Origin of the sequence: Acinetobacter sp. 251-1 (assembly GCF_030329305.1) — a bacterium.
In the GTDB taxonomy this organism is placed as follows: Bacteria; Pseudomonadota; Gammaproteobacteria; order Pseudomonadales; family Moraxellaceae; genus Acinetobacter; species Acinetobacter piscicola_A.
In genome coordinates this window covers 38,221-57,900 of the sequence record NZ_JACANS010000021.1, presented here as the reverse complement: position 1 = coordinate 57,900, position 19,680 = coordinate 38,221, and the positions used below count along the sequence as shown (strand labels likewise).

The window sequence follows — 19,680 nt, the reverse complement described above, 5'->3', positions numbered from 1 at the left end:
TAGCGCTGATGGTAGTGTGGGATTACCCATGTGAGAGTAAGTCATCGCCAGCTTTTAAATTCAAAACACCCTCAACCGAAAGGTTGGGGGTGTTTTTTATTGTTGTGAGGTTTAAGGCAAATTAATCAAAAATATGTAGTATATGCTTAGAACTATATTAATGATTTATTATTTTTTGTTGTCTAGTATTTGTTGTGTAAAAAATAATCAACAAGAATTTGAGAATACTAAAATATATCAAGGTGAATATATGAATGAACAAAAAAATGAAATAATGACTGTACAAATGTTTTTAGAAACAGTAAAAAATAGAATCCTAAATAGGGATGAACAGCATGATTTTCTTGCTGAAGCAAAATCAGTTAACATGACTGATGGTGGATTTTGGTATGAATATACAGAAACACTTAGATCATTACCTCCTTCCAATAATATGGATTTAAGACCAAATGGTTCTTTAATGGCGGCAGAATATGCATCTAGCCGTTGTTATGAGCTTATGCCGAATATTCCTGGTGCATTGGCTGAAAGAATCTTAGTTTTGGAAATGCTTACTTATGGACTGGGATCAGTGATTAGTACAGGTTTTAATCCCTTTGCAGAAGATTTGCAGAAGATACGCCTCATTTTCATCAACGGTTTTTAAATGCACGTGATGCGTATAGAGCAATTGTGATTGATGCAACACAAAAAATTCCTGAAGATGCTTGGTTTCTTGAAAAGAAATTACAACTTGAAGAAGATTATGGATTAGGAGAGTAAAATAAGTCATTCATTATCAAATGAAAGTGAACAAGCCTTTAAAAAAATTTGAATTAATAAATAGGTAGGAACATTGTTAATCTTAAAAAAGATAAGCTTTAAATAAATCATCTGAAAAATGATAGTCCACATTGATGGTGAAGTGGTATTTTGCAGTGTGATCAAATCAATATAAGGAAAAACCCCGAATAAATCGAGGTTATTATTTTACAAATTAAAAGTAATTAATGGACTGCCGATATTTTCTCTAAGAAAAATTTGGTGCGTTCGTGACGTTCTTCAGGTTTGTGGAAAAAGTCATTGGTTGCACAATCTTCTAAAATTTTACCTTGATCCATAAAGATGACACGATTTGAAACTTTACGGGCAAAGCCCATTTCGTGAGTGACGCACATCATGGTCATGCCTTCTTTCGCAAGTTGGCTCATCACTTCTAAAACTTCACCCACCATTTCAGGGTCAAGTGCAGAAGTTGGTTCATCAAATAACATGCAGACGGGATCCATACAAAGTCCACGTGCAATGGCAACACGTTGTTGTTGACCCCCTGAAAGCTGACCGGGGAATTTATTTTTATGGGCAGCTAAACCAACACGATCTAAATATTGTAATGCTTTCTTTTCAGCGTCTGCTTTAGAACGATTTAAAACCTTAATTTGTCCAATGGTTAAATTATCCAAAACTGTCATATGTGGGAATAATTCAAAATGTTGAAACACCATACCAACACGAGAACGGAATTTAGCTAAATCAGTTTTTGGGTCTTTGAGTGCAGTGCCATCAACGATGATATTGCCTTGTTGGAACGGTTCTAAAGCATTTACAGTTTTGATTAATGTTGATTTTCCTGAACCTGATGGACCGCATACAACGACAACTTCTCCTTTTTCAATTGATGTGCTGCAATCTGTAAGGACTTGAAAGTCACCGTACCATTTTGAGATTTGTTGTATTTCTATCATTGGCATATGGATTCTCCTTATCTGATGATTGCTATTTTTTGATGTAAGCGTTTCACTAAGCGTGATAGCGTAAAAGAAATACAGAAATAAATGACTGCAACCAATAAATAGAACATTGCTTTTGTTTCTGAGCCATATGTGTTGGCTAAAGTATTGGCATTTCCTAAAAAGTCAGGTGCACTGATCACATAAACTAACGATACATCTTGGAAAAGAACGATAGATTGAGTGAGTAAAATGGGAAGCATGTTGCGGAATGCTTGCGGTAAGATTACATTGGACATGGTTTGTCCGTAAGTGAAACCAAGTGCATAGCCTGCATTCACTTGTCCTTTAGATACCGATTGAATCCCTGAGCGGACAATCTCAGAAAAGAAAGCTGCTTCAAAAATTGCAAATGTTACGACACTCGAAAATAATGGCCCCCAGTAGGTATCTGATTGAAATTCAAAAAATTTAGGTAATAAAAAGTAGAAAATGAAGATGACTTGAATTAGTGGTACACCACGAAAGAAATCTACGTACACTTTTGCAAAATTACTCGCAACTTTATTATTTGATAAGCGCATCATTGCTAATGGTGTGCCGATCAGAATCCCACCAATGATGGAAAGAATAGTCACTGTTAAAGTAAATTTAAACCCAGCAATGAGTGTTTGAATCACATCTTGATTTTGTAATACACTGAAATCCATGACTATTTACCTCCCGAACCTAGGCCAGGAACAGCCATTCGTTTTTCAATCCAAGCCATAATGAGTTTAATGGTATAGGTGATTACGAGATAAACTGGAGTCGAAAGAATTAAAATGACAATATCTTGAGAGGTTTCTTCACGCATGGTTTTGGTATAAGCAAAGAAATTTAAAATACTGAGCGCATAAAGTACGGCAGAATTTTTGAAAATATTCATTGCTTCAGAGGTTAATGTTGGCCAAACGATGCGATATGCGATAGGTAAAATGACATAACGGTAACTTTGACTTTGATTTAAACCAATGGCAAAAGCAGCATTTTTTTGACCACGTGAAACCGTATTAATGCCTGAACGTACTTGCTCTGCAATACGTGCAGCAGTATAGAGACCTAATGCGAATACCCCGACCACTGCGGGATTATCATTCAGTAGGTTTTGCCACCATCCGCCATGTACCATTTCTCCGCTGCCTGTACTTAGACTGAGCGGTAATAGTTCAGGGAAGACAAAAGCCCAAAAAAATAGTTGAACTATAAGTGGAATATTTCGGAACAATTCGACATAACAAGTCCCCATAAATGCCAATGGTTTATTGGGAAGTGTGCGAAGAATACCGATTAATGAACCCAGAATAAAAGCGATAAAAAAAGCAGCAACGGCTGTCCAAACCATTGTCCAAACACCTGAACCGAGCAGTTGTAACCAAGTTGGTGCATCTGCGACAGGTGAATAACTTTCACCTCCAATGACTTTACAGACGGATTCAGCCCAAGCAGATTTATCTAAACTATATTCATTTGAGGGAAGGCAATAAGCCGTCCAATTAAGTGAGCCAACTGACATGTGTGCTCCTTTGATTTTATAATTTTGAAATAGATATAGATCAACATACAAAAATGTATATTGATCTATAAGGTTTATTTTTTATAAAGTATTAATTAATACCCGTATCATTTGGTTTTGCCATCAGGTTTTTATACGAAGAACTCATTGGCATATTCATATTGACATTTTTCGGTGGAATTGGTGACAAGAACCATTTTTTATACAATGCTGCCATTTGCCCATTTTTCCACATGCCTGTCACCACACGATCTGCAATCGCTTTGTATGCAGCATCACCTTTTGGAATCATGATGCCATAAGGCTCAGAAGATAATATAGGTCCTACAATTTTGAAATCTTTAGGATTTGATGATTTTGCAATTAATCCTGCCAAAATATTATCATCCATGACAAAAGCAGCAGCTCGACCAGAAGTCACCATAGCGAATGAGTCAGAATGGTCTTTGCCATAGACATTGTTGACATTCACTTTTTGACCTTTTTCCCCCATTTTGATGTATTTATCAGAGGTTGTCCCTTGAGTAGTCACAACTGCTTTGCCATTTAAATCAGCAATAGTTTTGATTGGGGAGTTGGCTTTGACAACCATACGTACTTCGGTTGCGTAATAGTTGGTTGAAAAACTGACCTGCTGTTGGCGCTGAATAGAGTTGGTGGTTGTACCACACTCCATGTCAATGTTGCCTGCAAGCATTTCTGGAATACGCGTTGAAGATGTAACAGCTTTATATTCAACTTTTAAATTGGGTAATTTGAGATCTTTTTTCAGTTGATTTACGAAGTTATTACAGATATCAACGGCATAGCCCAATGGTTTGCCACCTACAACATAGGAGATTGGATCGGAGGATTCACGATATCCAATCACAACTTTGCCTGAAGTTTTGATTTTAGCCAAAGTATCTGCTGCTTGTACTTGAGAAAATGCACCGCCTGCGATCAAAATACCTAATGTTGTTGTAAATACTTGCTTTGAAATTTTTTTCATTCTGATCTCTCCAATCATATTTATTTATGTCATGCATAGATGCTGCATTAAAAATAAAGCATTTAACATGCCAATCATTTTATTTAGAAATATAGATCCTTGATATTTCTTTATGCATTCATTTTTATACGTTCATTTCTCAGAAGTAAAGCGATAAAACATATAAATTGTGTGCTTCTTTAGTCGAAAGAAGATCAGTCTAAGTGGTGTTGAATGTTTTTAAAATTGAGAAATCATATGTTTTGGATCTTTGATTTGCAAAATAGGATGAATTTTCCATTTATTTTGAATAAATGATTCATTTTATAGGTAAAGCTTTTGGTGAAAGGAATGATTTTTGCTAGGCGCTGTTGAATTCTTATGCTATAACAATAAAAAGGCATGATTTTTGCTTAGTATAGAATGTGATTTTGAGGGTGTCGCTAAATGAAGTTATCAGTCGGGTTAAAAGTTGCAAATACGTTGTCATTAACACCACAACTGCAACAAGCAATTCGATTGTTACAACTGTCGAGTTTGGAACTTGAGCAGGAAATTCAAATTCAGCTCGATAGCAACCCTTTACTTGAAAAAGTAGAGGAAGAATCATCCACTGAAAGTTTAGAACAATTACAAGAACAAGATTCAAAAGATTTAACCAATGAATTAAATGCAGACCATCTACCTGATGAATTACCTGTCGATACAGAATGGGATGATGTTTATACCCATCAATCCACTGCGATGGAGCGTCCAGAATTTGAAGAACGAGAAGATAATCGTGAAGGCCATACATCACTGAAAGAGCATATGTTGGTGCAAATTAATTTACTACACTTTTCACCTGTGGATAAATTAATCGCCTATTGTATTGTCGATGCATTGGATGAAAAAGGCTTTTTGGATGCTACAATTTCTGAGATTATACAGTCGGTTGCGCATATATTGACGCAAATGGATTATGATATTGAAGTTGAAGAAGATGAGGTTTTAGTTGTATTGAAGCATATTCAACGTCTAGAGCCAGTAGGGGTGGGATCACGTCATTTGGCTGAATGTTTGTCTTTGCAAGTTGAAGCTTTACCGCATGGGACATTGTATAAAAATGAAGCCGCTATCTTATTAAAATATTATGAACTTTTGGTCAATAATGAATTACCAAAATTACTTAAACAAACAGGTTTAAATACCGAGCAATTAAAATCTGCCGTTGAGTTGTTAAAAACTTTAAAAGCTTATCCAGGGGCAGAGTTTGCCGAAAAAGATTCAGATTATCAAATTCCTGATGTTGTTGTATCAAAAAAAAATGGGCATTGGCATGTGCAGTTGAATCCTGACATTTTGCCTAAGTTGCGAATTAATTCATTCTATTCAGGTATGATTAAGCGTGCTGATCAAAGTGATGATAATCAATATTTACGCAATCAAATGTTGGAAGCGAAAAACTTTATTAAAAGTGTAGATGAACGTCATAAGACTTTATTAAAAGTTGCAAGTTGTATCGTGCAACATCAACGTGAGTTTTTGGAAATTGGTGCAGAAGGGATGAAACCTTTGGTACTGCGTGATGTGGCAGAGGAAGTAGAGTTGCATGAGTCTACGGTATCTCGTGTCACGACCAATAAGTACCTGCTTACGCCTCGGGGTTTATTTGAGTTGAAATATTTCTTTTCAAGTCATGTAGGGACGACTTCGGGTGGCGAGGCATCTTCTACTGCGATTCGAGCAAAAATTAAAAAATTAGTTGCCGAAGAAAATCCACGTAAGCCTTTGTCTGATAATACAATTGCAAATATGTTGAAAGAGGATGGGATCGATGTAGCACGTAGGACAGTTGCAAAGTATCGTGAATCTTTAAATATTCCATCATCTTCTGATCGAAAAGTCTTGATCTAAATTTAAAAATGTGACTATTCTAGAGATTCATTATGACGATTTGACGAAAATAATGAATCTCTTTTTTAGTTTTGGAGTAGCCTAAATGATTGCATGATGTAATAAACGCAGAATTTTCCTAAGTGAATTCTGTCATTCGATCATTTCGGCTATGACGTGTCACATCCTTTGGTAAGGAGAGGGTTATAATTATGCAAATTACAATTCGTGGACATCATTTAAGTATTACACCCGCGATTGAGGATGATATTCGTGGGAAATTTGCTCAGATGGTGAAGCATCTTGATCAAGTGAATAGTATGCAAGTCAAACTGAGTAAAGATCACCAATTAGACAAAATCTCTAAAAAAGGCAGTGCCAATCATATCGCTGAGGCAATTGTGCGTTTACCTGGCGTAGAGTTATTTGCGCAAGCAACAGCAGATGATATGTATACTTCTATTAAAAAATTAACTGAAAAATTAAAAAAACAATTGCAGCGACATCGTAAAATGCAGCTCGATTATTCACCTATTTTGATTGCAGAATGATCAATATATTCACTTGCAAAAGAGGTTGAAAAAGACCTCTTTTTTTTATCAATAATTTTTGTACAAGATAATGAATTATTTTGATGAGTTTATAGTAAAATACTCGGTTTTTACACTGACAGTCCTATAATGAGGTCGATGCCATGAATAGTGAACAGCTCACTGAAATCCTTAAAGCAGCTTTTCCTGATGCTGAAGTCGCTGTCAGTGGACAAGCAGGTAAGTTTGATCTACGTATTGTCGATGAGCAATTTGAAGGTAAACGCCCAGTTGCTCGTCAACAAACTGTTTATCAACCGCTCAATTCTTATATTGCGAGTGGTGAAGTACATGCTGTAACTATTCGTGCAATGACTAAAGAAGAATGGCGCAAAGCCAGTATGTTTGGAGCTTAAGCGTCAATGGATAAATTTGTCATTCAAGGTGGTGCAAAGATTGAAGGTGAAGTGCGTATTTCTGGTGCGAAAAATGCAGCTTTACCTTTGTTGGCGGCAATGATTCTTGCTGATACCCCTATTACGCTCAAAAATGTTCCAAATCTAAAAGATGTGAGAACATTGGTTAAGTTAATCAGTGGTTTAGGTATTACCATGAGCTATGAAGGCGAAACGGTTATTGCAGACACGTCTACTTTAGATAATCAGTTTGCACCTTATGAATTGGTTAAAACGATGCGTGCATCAATTTTGGTGCTCGGTCCATTATTGGCACGTTATGGTAGTGCGAAAGTTTCATTGCCAGGCGGATGCGCGATCGGTTCACGCCCTGTCGACCAGCATTTAAAAGCATTAGAAGCTTTAGGTGCACACATTGAGGTTGAAAATGGCTATGTCATCGCGAGTGTTGACGGTCGTTTAAAAGGTGGTGAAGTTATCTTTGATATGGTGACTGTGGGGGGGACGGAAAATATCCTCACTGCTGCAGTGCTTGCAGATGGTGTAACGACGATTCGTAATGCGGCACGTGAACCTGAAATCACAGACCTTGCACAAATGCTTATTAAAATGGGTGCGAAAATTGAAGGTTTAGACACAGATACTTTAGTCGTGACGGGCGTTGAAAGCCTACATGGTTGTGAGTATTCAGTGGTTGCTGATCGTATTGAAACAGGTTCATATTTAGCTGCTGCTGCAATTACAGGCGGTAAGGTAAAAACCACACATACAGATCCAAACCTACTTGAAGCTGTATTAGACAAGTTTGAAGAAATGGGCGCAGAAGTGACCCGTGGTGATGATTGGATCGAATTGGATATGATGGGTAAACGTCCAAAAGCGGTGAGCTTTCGGACTTTGCCGCATCCAGATTTTCCAACAGATATGCAAGCACAGATCATGGCAGTCAATGCGATTGGTCGTGGTTTTGCAACAATTTCAGAAACGATTTTTGAAAATCGTTTTATGCATGTGCCTGAGTTGGCACGTATGGGTGCAAATATTCAGGTCGAAGGTAATGATGCTGTAGTCACGGGTGTGGAAAAATTATCTGCAGCACCTGTGATGGCAACAGACTTGCGTGCTTCATTTTCTTTAGTTTTAGCAGCTTTAGTTGCTGAAGGTGAAACCACAATTGATCGTATTTATCACATCGATCGTGGCTATGAGAATATTGAAGCAAAATTGCAAGCTCTGGGTGTCCAAATTAAGCGAGTGAGCGAGTAAGTTAATGAGCGATATGAGAAACGATGATCCAAACTTTGACGTCATGGGTAATTTTGATCATGGTTTAACTTTAGCATTGAGTAAAGGTCGTATTTTAAAAGAGACATTGCCTTTACTTGAAACAGCTGGAATTAACTTATTGGAAGATCCTGATAAATCTCGTAAGTTAATTTTTCCAACGACCCATAAACAAGTGCGTATCTTGATTTTACGTGCTTCTGATGTACCGACTTATGTCGAAAATGGTGCAGCGGATATTGGTGTTGCAGGTAAAGATGTATTGATGGAGCATGGCGCGCAAAATGTGTATGAACCATTAGATTTAAAAATTGCCAACTGTAAGTTAATGACAGCGGGTAAAGTTGGCATGGTTCGTCCGAAAGGTCGTTTAAAAATTGCCACTAAATATGTCAACTTAACTCGTCAATACTATGCAAGCTTAGGTGAGCAAGTGGATGTGATTAAACTTTACGGCTCAATGGAATTAGCCCCACTGGTCGGTTTAGGTGATTACATCGTCGATGTGGTGGATACAGGAAATACTTTACGTGCCAATGGTTTAGAGCCTTTGGAAGAGATTTGCAAAGTATCTTCACGCTTGATTGTCAATAAAGCTAGCTTTAAACGTAAACAGACGTTGTTAAATCCAATTCTTGCACAACTTGAAAAAGCTGTTGAAGAACGTGAAAATGCGAAAAAAGCTTAAATAGATTTAAGTGTAAATGACCGTCCAAAAGGGCGGTTTTTTATTGTTTTAAACACTTATGAAGATGAAATAAAGTGGTCATTTTCATTGAACTCATCTGTTATTGTTGGAAGGTATGATGCTTTGAAGTGGTGAATGTATTCAGAAGATGAAAGAGATCATCCTGATACGCATGCATAATTTTAATAGAAATAGATATTTCCTATTTAATGAAAAGCATTTTCCTGTCACATTCCTTATTTTCATGATGAATCCTTACCCACAAATCACCTAAAACAAGGTAAACTAAATCTTTACTAATTAACCTTGTGGGTAAATAGATGCGCCGTTTATCGACTCAAGAGCAGAACTTCAAACAAGTCTTTGCTGATTTGTTGGCTTTTGAAACAGTGAGTGATCCTGAGCTTTTAAAAACAGTAGACCAAATTATTGCAGATGTACGCCAACATGGTGATGCACATGTACTGAAACTCACTCAACAGTTCGATCGACATCCAGCGCATCAATTTTCAGATTTAGAACTGTCACAAGAGCAACTTAAGGCTGCATTTGAAGGTTTAAGTACTGAAGTACGTGAAGCTTTGGAAATGGCTGCTAATCGTGTACGTGAATTCCACCAAGCCCAAAAGCAAGATGGTTGGACTTATGTCGATGCTTTGGGTAATACACTCGGTCAAAAAGTTACACCTTTAGATCGTGTGGGTATTTATGTCCCTGGCGGTTTGGCTTCTTATCCATCTTCAGTGCTTATGAATGCTGTACCTGCACATGTAGCAGGTGTGCAAGAAATTATCATGGTGGTTCCAGCACCAAATGGAGATTTAAATCCATTAGTATTGGCTGCAGCATATCTTGCAGGTGTGCATCGTGTATTTACTATAGGTGGAGCACAAGCAGTTGCTGCACTCGCTTACGGTACTGAAACTATTCCTCAAGTGGATAAAATCACAGGGCCAGGAAACCGCTTTGTGGCTGCGGCAAAACGTGCCGTGTTTGGTCAAGTTGGTATTGACATGATTGCAGGGCCTTCTGAGATTTTAGTCTATGCGGAAGGTAAAAATAACGCTGAATGGTTGGCCATGGATTTATTGTCGCAAGCTGAGCATGACACAGTTGCGCAAGCAGTATTCATTACACCTGATGAACAACTTTTAACTGAAGTTGGGCAATGGATTGAAAAGCATTTAGAAGCATTACCAAAGGCCGATATTGCACGCACATCGATTGAAAACCGTGGTGCATTGGTTCTCGTGAAAGACCGAGCTGAAGGTGCGGAGCTGATTAACCAAGTTGCACCTGAACATTTGATGCTCTGTCTAGATGAAGCTGAACTAATGTCAGAAAGCATTCGCCATGCAGGTGCGATCTTTATGGGGCGTTATACGCCTGAAGCGATTGGTGATTACTGTGCAGGGCCAAACCATGTATTACCAACATCTGGTACAGCACGTTTTTCTTCACCATTGGGAGTATATGATTTCCAAAAGCGTTCAAGCTTGATCATGTGTTCTGAGCAAGGTGTGAAAACTTTAGCCAAAACTGCAGATATTCTTGCGCAGCAAGAAAACTTGGATGCACACGCGAGATCTGCACGTTATCGTTATAAATAAGTTATTACCTAAATAATGAAGTATTGAGTGTTCCTGTCCCTTTAGGATGAGTAGCGAAGCTACGCAAGAGGAGAGGGAACATAGAGAAAATAAAATGCCAAATATTACCTCTGAACAAATGCGTTTTTGGAGTCCTGACGTACGTGAGCTAGAGCCGTATACGCCTGGTGAACAACCAAAAATTCAAAATATTTTAAAATTGAATACCAATGAAAATCCATACCCGCCATCACCAAAAGTAGTTGCTGCAGTGCAAGCGGTATTGGAAAATTCAGCGGATGCCTTACGTTTATATCCAGATCCTGATGCAACAGCACTAAAACAAGCTATCGCAAATCAACAACATGTCGATATTTCAAATGTCTTTGTTGGAAATGGCTCGGATGAAGTCTTAGCACATATTTTTAAAGCATTTTTTGTGCAAGATAAACCGATTTTATATCCAGATATTACCTATAGTTTTTATCCTGTTTATAGTCAGTTTTTTGGTATTGCAACGAATACTAAAATTTTGCCTTTAAATGATGATTTTGAAATTGTTGTAGATGATTATAAGCAACCGAATGGTGGCATTATCATTACTAATCCCAATGCACCAACCAGTATTGCATTAGGATTATCTGCAATTGAAGAAGTTCTACAAGCAAATCCTGATTCAGTGGTTTTGATTGATGAAGCTTATGTAGATTTTGGTGCAGAATCTGCGGTAAGTTTAGTTGAAAAGTACGAAAACTTAGTGGTATGCCAAACAACGTCTAAATCACGTTCATTGGCAGGATTGCGAGTTGGTTTTGCCATTGCACAACCGCATTTGATTGCAGCACTTGAAGCAGTTAAAAATAGTTTTAACTCCTATCCGATTGATCGCTTTGCTATCGCTGCGGCTGTGGCATCATTTGAGGATCAAGCTTATTTTGAACAACAAAATCAAAAAGTCATCGATAGTCGTGAGAAATTGACGGCTCAATTGGTTGAAATTGGCTTTAAGGTTCTCCCTTCAAGTGCGAACTTTATTTTTGCATCTTTGCCAACGAAAGATGCGGGCGAATTAGCAGGCAAATTGCGTGAACAAGGTATTATTGTGCGTTATTTCAATAAACCACGCATCAACCAATTTTTACGTATCACCATTGGTACGGATGAACAAAATCAACGCTTAGTCGATACGTTAAAAAAAGATATTTTAGCTTGAAGTTTAAGGCTTCCTAAAACTTTTATTACAATAAAAAAGCGAATCCCAGGATTCGCTTTTTTATTTTAAGATTCAGGTGTATACCATGTATTCAGTAGATCGAGCATCGCAGAAACTTTGTCAAAACATTCCTGATATTCAGCATCACAATCGGATGCGATTGTGATGCCACCGCCTGCCCATAAAGATACATCTTCTTGATATTTTTGAACTGTACGAATCAAGATGTTCCAAGAGCCTGTGCCATCAAAATTAAAATAACCCATTGAACCACAATATGCCCCACGTGGTGCACCTTCGAGTTCTTCAATGATTTGCATGGCACGAATTTTAGGGGCACCTGTAATGGACCCTCCTGGAAGCGCAGATAGCAACATATCAAAGGGATTAACATCATTTTTTAAGGTTGCAGTGACTTCACTGACCATATGGTGCACTTGATTAAAAGATTCAATATTAAACAGTTTAGGGGTTTTTACTGTACCTGTTTCAGCATAAACACTCAGATCATTACGCAATAAATCGACAATCATGACATTTTCAGCCTGATCTTTTTGTGAATGTATTAAGGTGTTTTTTGATTGTTCGTCTAATATTGGATCATCATAGCGTGGCATCGTACCTTTAATGGGTTTGGTTATGATTTTTCGATGGGATTCAAAATCAATAAATAATTCAGGGGAACAACTTAATAATTCAAACTCATTGATTTTTAAATAACCAGAATAAGGTGCATGAGTTAATGTCCAAAAATGATCAGCTGTATCAATTAAACGACCTTGAGCTTTAGCTTTAAACTCTTGTGTAAGATTAATTTGATAACAATCACCTGCTTTAATATAATCATGTATCTTATTAAAATTTTGATTATATTGTTGTTTTGACCATCTTGCTTGGCAGCTCTGCATTAATTTAAATGCATGAATATGTTTTTGCTGAGAGTTTAATTTAGCTTGAATAATGTCAAAAATATGTGCTGCATTTTCTTCGGGACTATAAAAAATCCATTTTCCCTGAATGTATTTTAAATAACTTTCATATTGACCTAAAAATAAATTTGGCTGTGATTTTAATTGATTATTAATATGAAGTTGGGCGGATAAATTATAATCAATAAATCCAATATATCCGCCATTAAATTGTTTGTTATCAGATGAGTTTGTATTTATATTTTTAAAATTGATAAAGTTTTTAATATTTAAAATACTACCTGTGAGAAGGTACTCAAAATGAGTGGTTCGTTCATAAATGCTATATTGTCCCGCTTGTTTTATAACATACTGAACAGGTAAAACGGCAATGATAGGTTGATGATTATTTTCTAAATAAACACAACCCAATAGATCATTCAGTTTTTGTAAAATAACAGCGGGTGTTAAATCTGTGATATCTAAATTTTTGCAGAAAATAGATTGAGTTAGCATCTTGTCAACTAATAAAACGGTTAATGAGATTATACGATATTTTTTGTACACTCGGTCACAAAAATACCGCTTATCGGGAACTTTAACTTTTTAGCAGACAACTATTGAACAAAAAATAACATAAGGTTAATTTAATAGGGCAAATCGGACTACTCAAGGAAGAAAGTTTCTGTTGTAAAAAAATAAAAACAACGTGAGACTGCGGCGAGTGGTTAAAAATGAAAAAAAATGCTCTTGGGAGAGTACAAATGAAATTATTTACTAAAGTTGCTTTAGTTTCTGCTGTAGCTGTAAGTTCAAATGCAATGGCAATGCAAGCGATGGATGATGCTGCATTAAGCGCTGCAACAGGTCAAGACGGTATTTCGATTGGTATTGATATTTCTAAAGTTGATATTGCAAAACTTCATGTTTTTGATGGTGATGGCTTACCAACAACTGCAGGTACACCTCCAACAACTACAGCTGGTAAAGCAGGTGCAATTACTTTAAATAATGTAGTGTTAACGAAAAGTGCTACATCAGCATTAACAACAGGTAACTTAGCTGATCTTGTTATTGATACAGATGGTGGTACTGGTACACCTGCAAAACCTTTCTTAAATGTTGCTGCTAACGTTGGTGGTTTGAATATTTCTTTAGGTAAAATTGAAGTAAATGATGCTACTGGTACTGCTGGTGCTTATAAAGTAGGTACAGCTTCTGCGGAAATTTTAAGTGGTTTATCTTTAACTACGGGTAAATTAAGTGCAAATATTCAGTTAGGTAACACACCTCAAGGTGCGATGATTAAATTGAATGGTTCTATGATTGGTGGTTTGTCAATTAATAACTTGGCAATTAAAGATGCTGCTGCTGGTGGTTACATTTCACTAGGTGGTATTAAAGTTAATGACAATGGTAGTGCTGATCTTGCGATGGATGCAGATGTCGCTGTTAAGCCAGAAGGTTTAGCAATCACTGCACTTAAAAATGCAACAGGTACAGATATTTATATCAAACAAGTTGTATTAGGTGGTGGTACTGGATTTGTTGCACCTACAGGTGGTAATCCAGCAACTCTAGGTACAGGTACCGGTTCTGGTTCAATTGGTGATGTTGCAATCTCTGGTATGAAAATTACGAACAGTGCTGGTGTTGGTGCTGTAATCAAAATCTCTGGTCACTAAGTTGATCTGATTTGAAAAAAGACGCGTGAATATCACGCGTTTTTTTTATTCAAATGGCAAAATCAAACAAAAGTAAAAAAAAGCTATCTTTTTCTGAAAAAATAGGTATCTTAAAGGTACATGGAAGTAGAGTGTTCACTCTAAAAATAAAATTAACACTTCGGGCAGTTTATTGCCGATACTTGAACAGTTCAAAAATATGTTAGAGATTACTTTAGGTTCGGCACTAATTTACTATTTTGCCAGCCATGCATTAGACATTAAAGAAAAACCTACTGATGCTGTGTATTATACAGAGCTTGCTGACCCTCGTAATGCTTCCTTCTCTCGAAATCATCGTGAGATGGTTCAAATTAAACCTGCTTTAGAGAATCAATTTAGAGGCATTGTACGTCAAGCCTATGATTATAGTTGTGGTTCTGCAGCCTTAACCACATTATTAAATGGTTATGTAGGAACGAGTTTGACTGAGCAGCAGACCATGGAAGGTTTATTGCGATATGGTGAATATAATCGTATTATTGAGCGCCGCAGCTTTTCATTGCTCGATATGAAGCGTTTTGTGACTGCTATTGGTTTTGAAAGTGGTGGTTATAGGGGCGAGTTTTCTGATTTGGTGAAGCAACAACAACCGGCAATTGTCCCGATTTCTTATGCGGGCTTTAAACATTTCGTGGTTTTTAAAGCATATAAGAATGGGCGTGTTTACGTTGCTGATCCTGCTTTAGGGAATATCAGTTTCGATCAAGAGCGTTTTAAAGAAATTTGGGAAAATAATACATTATTCTTAATTAATGTTCCCAAAGATCAACAAAAGGAATTTTTAGCACTACAAGATGCGGATTTAAGGCATGTTGAGGATGCAACAATTAATAGATATGCTTTGGTTGATGCACAGTATTCGTATGATTATATTAATAAAATTGCAGATAAAGCATCTACGATGCGTCGAGTAATTGACCGTGGTGATAATTCAGATACCAAAGGTCAGCCAATTACATCATTCATGCGACTATATTATAAACGTAAGTAAAAGCAGATTAGAAAAAATCGAATAATCACACTTTTAGGTAGGAATAAAATGAATAATCATTGGATGAGACGAACTTTACTAGCCGTTAGTATTCAACTTGCGATTGGTGGAGTATATGCTGCGGAAACTTCAGAAAAGGTCACAGATACAACTGAAGCCGCTCAAAATGTCGGTCAAGTCGTAGATGAATCTGATGCTACAGTAGATGCAGCAAATACTACAGCTGCTGAGCCTGTAGCAGTCGAAGCCGCATCTCAACCCGCTGTAGAAGTTGATAAAGACGCAACGCCATCCTTAGTGCCGCCTGCTGGTTCGCAAGCTGCAAGTGCTTTACAGCAAAAAGAAGGTGATGCAACACAAGAAACCAATTTACAAGAAGTATTTACCTCGAATGAACGCCAATATTCTTTGATTAAAAAAGGTGAATTTTCAGCGTTTTATGATTTAGATTATTCTTATTATCGTGATCAACAAATCAATGCTGCAATGAATGATGGTGATTTGTATCAACTACGTGTGGATGAAGATGCGAGTCATACCATTACCAATACCTTTACTGCGCAGTATGGTGTATTGGATAATTTAACTTTTAGTGCTTCTCTTCCTTTCGTTGCAAAGTCGGATAATATTAAAGATACAACAGCAGCAGGTTTGGGAGATATTAATTTAGGGGCACGTTGGGAGCCTTTCCCATTAAAAGCAGGACGTTTGCCTCTTATTTTATTTGGTAATGTTTCGACCAAAACGGGTGATAGTCCATACGAAATTAATCCAACCACTGATTTATCTACAGGTAAAGGTTATTACTCTGTAGGTGTTGGTGCAAGTACCCGTAAATATATCGACCCAGTGGTATTATTTGCTTCAATTTCAGGAAATTATGGTTTTAAAGAGACAGGTCTAAATCAAGTCCGTGGTGGTGGTGATGCAGGCCCCCGTATTTTAGATGAGTTTGAACCAGGTATTACAGGTGGCTTCTCATTTGGTTTTGCTTATTCATTTAACTATGATGTCTCGATGACCATGTCATATCAGCAAACCTTTAATACAAATACATCATTTACATATACAAATGGCGAGTCTTATAAAGCCGCTGATCAATCAAGTGGTATGTTTTCAATTGCATTAGGGGTACGTGTATCGCCTGAAACGATTGTGAATGGTACTTTAGGAATTGGTTTAACGGAAGATTCACCTGACATTTCTTTAGGTTTATCATTCCCACTTGATATTTTAGGTTTTGGTAAGAAAAAAGCAAGCTAATGGAGAGCTGGTATGAAATACCCACGCTTACGCCCGTTAGTGACTGCTATTTTTTTAACGGGTTGTTCAACACAAGTCTTTGCACATTTAGGTTTAAACTTATCTGTTGATATTCGTTCTTTATCTATGGGAAATGCAGTCACTGCGGATCCACCAGGGATTAGTGCAATTCACTTTAACCCTGCTGCATTGACAAAGTTAAAAGGTTTGCAAACGGATGTTCAAGGGATTGTTGCGAACTTTGATATACAAAAAGAATTTTCTGCGCCAGATGGTTATAACGTTTTTGGTTATTCTGATGACCCCTTAATTTGTAATGATGCACCTGATAATCCGTCAAATTTATGTACAGATTATAAAGGGTCAGTGAGTGGTGATGTTGAATATGCAAGTTTATATGTCCCAATTTTAAAAAAGGTGGTGGACTTAGGTCCAGGTTGGCCTGTTTTAGCACCTACGGGAGGCGTCTCTTATAATCCACCAGGTTCAAAATTAACATACGCAACAGCCGTTTATGCACCTATGGTGGCGGGTTTTGGTTCAGAAAATGGCAATCCTGGAAACTTTATGGGACAGCAAGTTGCCATTGAGCGTATTACCTATTTGTCGCCTTCGATTGCGTATGAAGTTAATGATGAGCTGTCGATTGGGGCGTCGATTGGGATGTCATATAATGCGGTTGCTTTAAAAACTGATTTACGTTTCCCGAATGAAATGGTCGGGGTATTGCGTATGGTGGATGAAGCTGTTTGCGCACCTTTTAGAGAAAACTCTAATGTGATTACTGACCTACTTTTATTTGGTCTATGTAATGCAAATGAAGCGGTCAGTCCATTTAATAAGTTTGCTGCAATGGAAGTTTCATTAGAACAAAGTTTAAGTCCAAGTTATAACTTAGGTATGCTTTGGGAGCCAACTGAAGAATTTGGCTTCGGGATGGTCTATCAAAGCGCAGCTAAAATGCGGATGAAAGGAAAGTATTTTATTGATACTGCCAATGCACCGAGAGAGTTAATTAAAGGGTTGAACTCATCTGCAACAGGACAAATTTTAGCAGCAATTTTAGGTTTCCCAGGCTATATTCCACCAACTGAATCAGGCTTGATTGCGATGGATTTAGAATATCCTGCACATTTCCAAGCGGGTATTAAATATAAAGTATTACCTGACTTACAAGTGAACTTTGATCTAGGTTGGACAGATTTTAAAGCGTGGGAGAAATTCCAATTTGAGTTTGACCGCCAAATCTCTGCACTTAAAATTGCAAAATTATTGTCGAATGAAGTTTCGGATAGTTCATTATCTGTGCCTTTAGGCTTTAAATCACCATGGAGTTGGGGAGTTGGTGTTGAATATTCAGCAACAGATCGTTTGAAGCTCCGAGCAGGTTATGAGCCACGTGCAAGTGCAATTCCAGATGATAAGCGTAATAGTTTAGTCCCAATTAATAATGCGCAATTGTTTGGTTTAGGCTTAGGGTATCGTTTTGATGAAGATACTGATATCGATTTATCTGTGGGTTTTTTGCGTAGCCGAGACAATATTCCTGCCTGCTCAAGCTCGATGTCAAATGCATGTGGGGTAGATAATCTGATTTTAAACCCTTATGCAGGATTAAATGTAAAAACCAATACGAAAGTGACTATTTTAGGTTTGAACTATAGAACAAGATGGTAAGGTCATTGCAGAATAAGGGAATAGCAGTATGAGATTAACTTTAATATTTTTAGCAATGAGTATTGTTCCTGTCACTTATGCTGCTAATTTCTATACGATTATCGGACCTGATGGACGACCTATGGTGGTCCAAAAAACGATTGAAACTGAAAAAAAGGAAAAAATAAAAGTTCAGGCTGAGCAAAAAAATAATGCTACGGTAGTGCAAACACCACAAATAGTGCCCCAAACGCAAACCGTTTCACCTACGCTTACTGTACAACCGAAACAGCCTCCACAGATTATAGAAAAACCTGAGGTTGTTTTGCAAAATAACGAGCGTGCTCCAAATTCTCATATTGTGTTATCACCAGTTGCAGTTACGCAACAAGAGCCGCTGCAATCCGTTGAAATGATGCCAAGCCAAATTAAGCAGAAAATACAAACTCAACCATCACCTCAGCAAAGAGAGGCACCTGAAACAATAATAGCAAGTCCTGTTTCTGAAAAGGCAACAACCATTTTAGTTCCAAAACAAGAGGTACAGCAAGGTACAAAAACAGTAGATGATCTAAAAAAAGTTGAAGAGAGCGCAAATCCGAATCGTAATATTACTGAAATTGACGGTGTTCAATATGTCAATAATGAATATTTGGAAGAGCATGAATTTAATTTAGAAGGCAAAAAACGCTTTTATGTCATGCCTGAAACAGGGGGGATGACAGGAGGACGTTTTGAAACGGTTGAGCGGCAAAAAGGGTTGAGTAAAAGTTTACTTGATCGTATTCGACAGCCTAAGCCTTTAGAGCATAATCCAATTGTACTTGCAACAACATATTATCGTTTACCTAAAGAAGAAGTTGTAAAAACGTTAGAACAAGCATGTTTTACAGGTAAAAAAATGGATAAAGCCAAAACAATGTCCATGAAGAATCAAGAAGTGAGTTTTTTCCCAGTTGCACCGATTAAGGAAAACTTTTCTTATGAAGTGGTGAAATTAGACCCCGCGATTCAAAATATTTTGTTTTCCTCTTTTGCTTCTTCACAGAAAAAACCAAGTTACTACTGGCCTTTAGCGGTATTTTTAGATGAAAAAGGTTGTGTAGTTGAAGGTGTGAGTGGATTTAAGAATGAAGAACAAAATGAAAGTTCAACACATTATGCATCGCTTGAAGGTGTGCTCAAGAAACCAGATTCAGCACATTATTTATTTATGACACCTCTTTCGCAAGCGATTGATATTCAAAATCATGAATTAACAAATCAAGGACAAATTAAACTGAGTGTTATTCAGTAAGGATCGTCA

The 19,680-nt window shown here is 37.3% G+C and carries 18 protein-coding genes; 13 read left to right on the top strand and 5 right to left on the bottom strand.

Annotated elements, in window-relative coordinates; genetic code table 11:
* Positions 1-250 precede the first annotated feature (250 nt).
* Complete coding sequence (locus HX129_RS15450; protein WP_286436329.1) at positions 251-646, top strand: hypothetical protein; 396 nt, start codon at positions 251-253, stop codon at positions 644-646.
* A gap of 340 nt (positions 647-986) precedes the next feature.
* On the opposite strand, the gene HX129_RS15445 is transcribed toward HX129_RS15450, so the two are convergent.
* The 4 genes from HX129_RS15445 to HX129_RS15430 all read right to left on the bottom strand — a co-directional run bounded on the left by HX129_RS15445 (position 987) and on the right by HX129_RS15430 (position 4,255).
* The gene (locus tag HX129_RS15445; protein ID WP_174492124.1) at positions 987-1,730 is read right to left on the bottom strand and encodes an amino acid ABC transporter ATP-binding protein; all 744 of its coding nucleotides are present in this window, start codon (positions 1,728-1,730) and stop codon (positions 987-989) included.
* 11 nt (positions 1,731-1,741) lie between these two features.
* Positions 1,742-2,419, bottom strand: a complete 678-nt coding sequence (locus HX129_RS15440; protein ID WP_130075045.1) for an amino acid ABC transporter permease — start codon at positions 2,417-2,419, stop codon at positions 1,742-1,744.
* A 2-nt stretch (positions 2,420-2,421) separates the two neighbouring features.
* Positions 2,422-3,264: an amino acid ABC transporter permease gene (locus tag HX129_RS15435; protein ID WP_286435118.1), complete on the bottom strand. Its 843-nt coding sequence runs from the start codon at positions 3,262-3,264 to the stop codon at positions 2,422-2,424.
* Between the two features lie 91 nt (positions 3,265-3,355).
* Complete coding sequence (locus HX129_RS15430) at positions 3,356-4,255, bottom strand: amino acid ABC transporter substrate-binding protein (RefSeq protein WP_286435119.1); 900 nt, start codon at positions 4,253-4,255, stop codon at positions 3,356-3,358.
* Positions 4,256-4,681: 426 nt separating this feature from the next.
* Here HX129_RS15430 and HX129_RS15425 point away from each other — a divergent pair, with 426 nt between their 5' ends.
* The 7 genes from HX129_RS15425 (at position 4,682) to hisC (ending at position 11,829) form a co-directional block, all read left to right on the top strand.
* Entirely contained in the window at positions 4,682-6,130 is a 1,449-nt protein-coding gene (locus HX129_RS15425) for an RNA polymerase factor sigma-54 (protein ID WP_130075048.1), read from the top strand.
* A 191-nt stretch (positions 6,131-6,321) separates the two neighbouring features.
* Complete coding sequence (hpf, locus tag HX129_RS15420; RefSeq protein WP_130075049.1) at positions 6,322-6,660, top strand: ribosome hibernation-promoting factor, HPF/YfiA family; 339 nt, start codon at positions 6,322-6,324, stop codon at positions 6,658-6,660.
* Between the two features lie 143 nt (positions 6,661-6,803).
* A complete protein-coding gene (gene ibaG / locus HX129_RS15415) occupies positions 6,804-7,055 on the top strand; it encodes a BolA family iron metabolism protein IbaG (RefSeq protein WP_111859958.1) in 252 nt (83 codons plus the stop codon).
* 6 nt (positions 7,056-7,061) lie between these two features.
* The gene (gene murA, locus HX129_RS15410) at positions 7,062-8,321 is read left to right on the top strand and encodes a UDP-N-acetylglucosamine 1-carboxyvinyltransferase (RefSeq protein ID WP_130075050.1); all 1,260 of its coding nucleotides are present in this window, start codon (positions 7,062-7,064) and stop codon (positions 8,319-8,321) included.
* Positions 8,322-8,325: 4 nt separating this feature from the next.
* A complete protein-coding gene (hisG, locus tag HX129_RS15405; protein WP_130075051.1) occupies positions 8,326-9,027 on the top strand; it encodes an ATP phosphoribosyltransferase in 702 nt (233 codons plus the stop codon).
* 320 nt (positions 9,028-9,347) lie between these two features.
* Positions 9,348-10,637: a histidinol dehydrogenase gene (hisD, locus tag HX129_RS15400; RefSeq protein ID WP_286435120.1), complete on the top strand. Its 1,290-nt coding sequence runs from the start codon at positions 9,348-9,350 to the stop codon at positions 10,635-10,637.
* 94 nt (positions 10,638-10,731) lie between these two features.
* A complete protein-coding gene (hisC, locus tag HX129_RS15395) occupies positions 10,732-11,829 on the top strand; it encodes a histidinol-phosphate transaminase (protein WP_130075053.1) in 1,098 nt (365 codons plus the stop codon).
* Between the two features lie 65 nt (positions 11,830-11,894).
* Here hisC and HX129_RS15390 read toward each other — a convergent pair whose 3' ends face one another.
* On the bottom strand, positions 11,895-13,253 hold the full coding sequence (locus tag HX129_RS15390) for an anthranilate synthase component I family protein (RefSeq protein ID WP_286435121.1): 1,359 nt from the start codon (positions 13,251-13,253) through the stop codon (positions 11,895-11,897).
* Positions 13,254-13,501: 248 nt separating this feature from the next.
* Here HX129_RS15390 and filA point away from each other — a divergent pair, with 248 nt between their 5' ends.
* The 5 genes from filA (at position 13,502) to filE (ending at position 19,671) form a co-directional block, all read left to right on the top strand.
* The gene (gene filA, locus HX129_RS15385) at positions 13,502-14,422 is read left to right on the top strand and encodes a putative pilus system protein FilA (RefSeq protein WP_286436328.1); all 921 of its coding nucleotides are present in this window, start codon (positions 13,502-13,504) and stop codon (positions 14,420-14,422) included.
* A 199-nt stretch (positions 14,423-14,621) separates the two neighbouring features.
* The gene (gene filB / locus HX129_RS15380; protein WP_130075056.1) at positions 14,622-15,455 is read left to right on the top strand and encodes a putative pilus system C39 family peptidase FilB; all 834 of its coding nucleotides are present in this window, start codon (positions 14,622-14,624) and stop codon (positions 15,453-15,455) included.
* 48 nt (positions 15,456-15,503) lie between these two features.
* The gene (gene filC / locus HX129_RS15375; RefSeq protein ID WP_286435123.1) at positions 15,504-16,718 is read left to right on the top strand and encodes a putative pilus system protein FilC; all 1,215 of its coding nucleotides are present in this window, start codon (positions 15,504-15,506) and stop codon (positions 16,716-16,718) included.
* A 12-nt stretch (positions 16,719-16,730) separates the two neighbouring features.
* A complete protein-coding gene (gene filD, locus HX129_RS15370) occupies positions 16,731-18,395 on the top strand; it encodes a putative pilus system OmpP1/FadL family transporter FilD (RefSeq protein WP_130075057.1) in 1,665 nt (554 codons plus the stop codon).
* Positions 18,396-18,423: 28 nt separating this feature from the next.
* A complete protein-coding gene (gene filE, locus HX129_RS15365) occupies positions 18,424-19,671 on the top strand; it encodes a putative pilus assembly protein FilE (protein WP_286435124.1) in 1,248 nt (415 codons plus the stop codon).
* Positions 19,672-19,680: the final 9 nt, after the last annotated feature.

Excerpts from the sequence above, each read along its gene's own strand:
- HX129_RS15450 (WP_286436329.1), top strand. The coding sequence starts at position 251 with ATGAATGAACAAAAAAATGAAATAATGACTGTACAAATGTTTTTAGAA.
- HX129_RS15445 (WP_174492124.1), bottom strand. The coding sequence starts at position 1,730 with ATGCCAATGATAGAAATACAACAAATCTCAAAATGGTACGGTGACTTT.
- HX129_RS15440 (WP_130075045.1), bottom strand. The coding sequence starts at position 2,419 with ATGGATTTCAGTGTATTACAAAATCAAGATGTGATTCAAACACTCATT.
- HX129_RS15435 (WP_286435118.1), bottom strand. The coding sequence starts at position 3,264 with ATGTCAGTTGGCTCACTTAATTGGACGGCTTATTGCCTTCCCTCAAAT.
- HX129_RS15430 (WP_286435119.1), bottom strand. The coding sequence starts at position 4,255 with ATGAAAAAAATTTCAAAGCAAGTATTTACAACAACATTAGGTATTTTG.
- HX129_RS15425 (WP_130075048.1), top strand. The coding sequence starts at position 4,682 with ATGAAGTTATCAGTCGGGTTAAAAGTTGCAAATACGTTGTCATTAACA.
- hpf (WP_130075049.1), top strand. The coding sequence starts at position 6,322 with ATGCAAATTACAATTCGTGGACATCATTTAAGTATTACACCCGCGATT.
- ibaG (WP_111859958.1), top strand. The coding sequence starts at position 6,804 with ATGAATAGTGAACAGCTCACTGAAATCCTTAAAGCAGCTTTTCCTGAT.
- murA (WP_130075050.1), top strand. The coding sequence starts at position 7,062 with ATGGATAAATTTGTCATTCAAGGTGGTGCAAAGATTGAAGGTGAAGTG.
- hisG (WP_130075051.1), top strand. The coding sequence starts at position 8,326 with ATGAGCGATATGAGAAACGATGATCCAAACTTTGACGTCATGGGTAAT.
- hisD (WP_286435120.1), top strand. The coding sequence starts at position 9,348 with ATGCGCCGTTTATCGACTCAAGAGCAGAACTTCAAACAAGTCTTTGCT.
- hisC (WP_130075053.1), top strand. The coding sequence starts at position 10,732 with ATGCCAAATATTACCTCTGAACAAATGCGTTTTTGGAGTCCTGACGTA.
- HX129_RS15390 (WP_286435121.1), bottom strand. The coding sequence starts at position 13,253 with ATGCTAACTCAATCTATTTTCTGCAAAAATTTAGATATCACAGATTTA.
- filA (WP_286436328.1), top strand. The coding sequence starts at position 13,502 with ATGAAATTATTTACTAAAGTTGCTTTAGTTTCTGCTGTAGCTGTAAGT.
- filB (WP_130075056.1), top strand. The coding sequence starts at position 14,622 with ATGTTAGAGATTACTTTAGGTTCGGCACTAATTTACTATTTTGCCAGC.
- filC (WP_286435123.1), top strand. The coding sequence starts at position 15,504 with ATGAATAATCATTGGATGAGACGAACTTTACTAGCCGTTAGTATTCAA.
- filD (WP_130075057.1), top strand. The coding sequence starts at position 16,731 with ATGAAATACCCACGCTTACGCCCGTTAGTGACTGCTATTTTTTTAACG.
- filE (WP_286435124.1), top strand. The coding sequence starts at position 18,424 with ATGAGATTAACTTTAATATTTTTAGCAATGAGTATTGTTCCTGTCACT.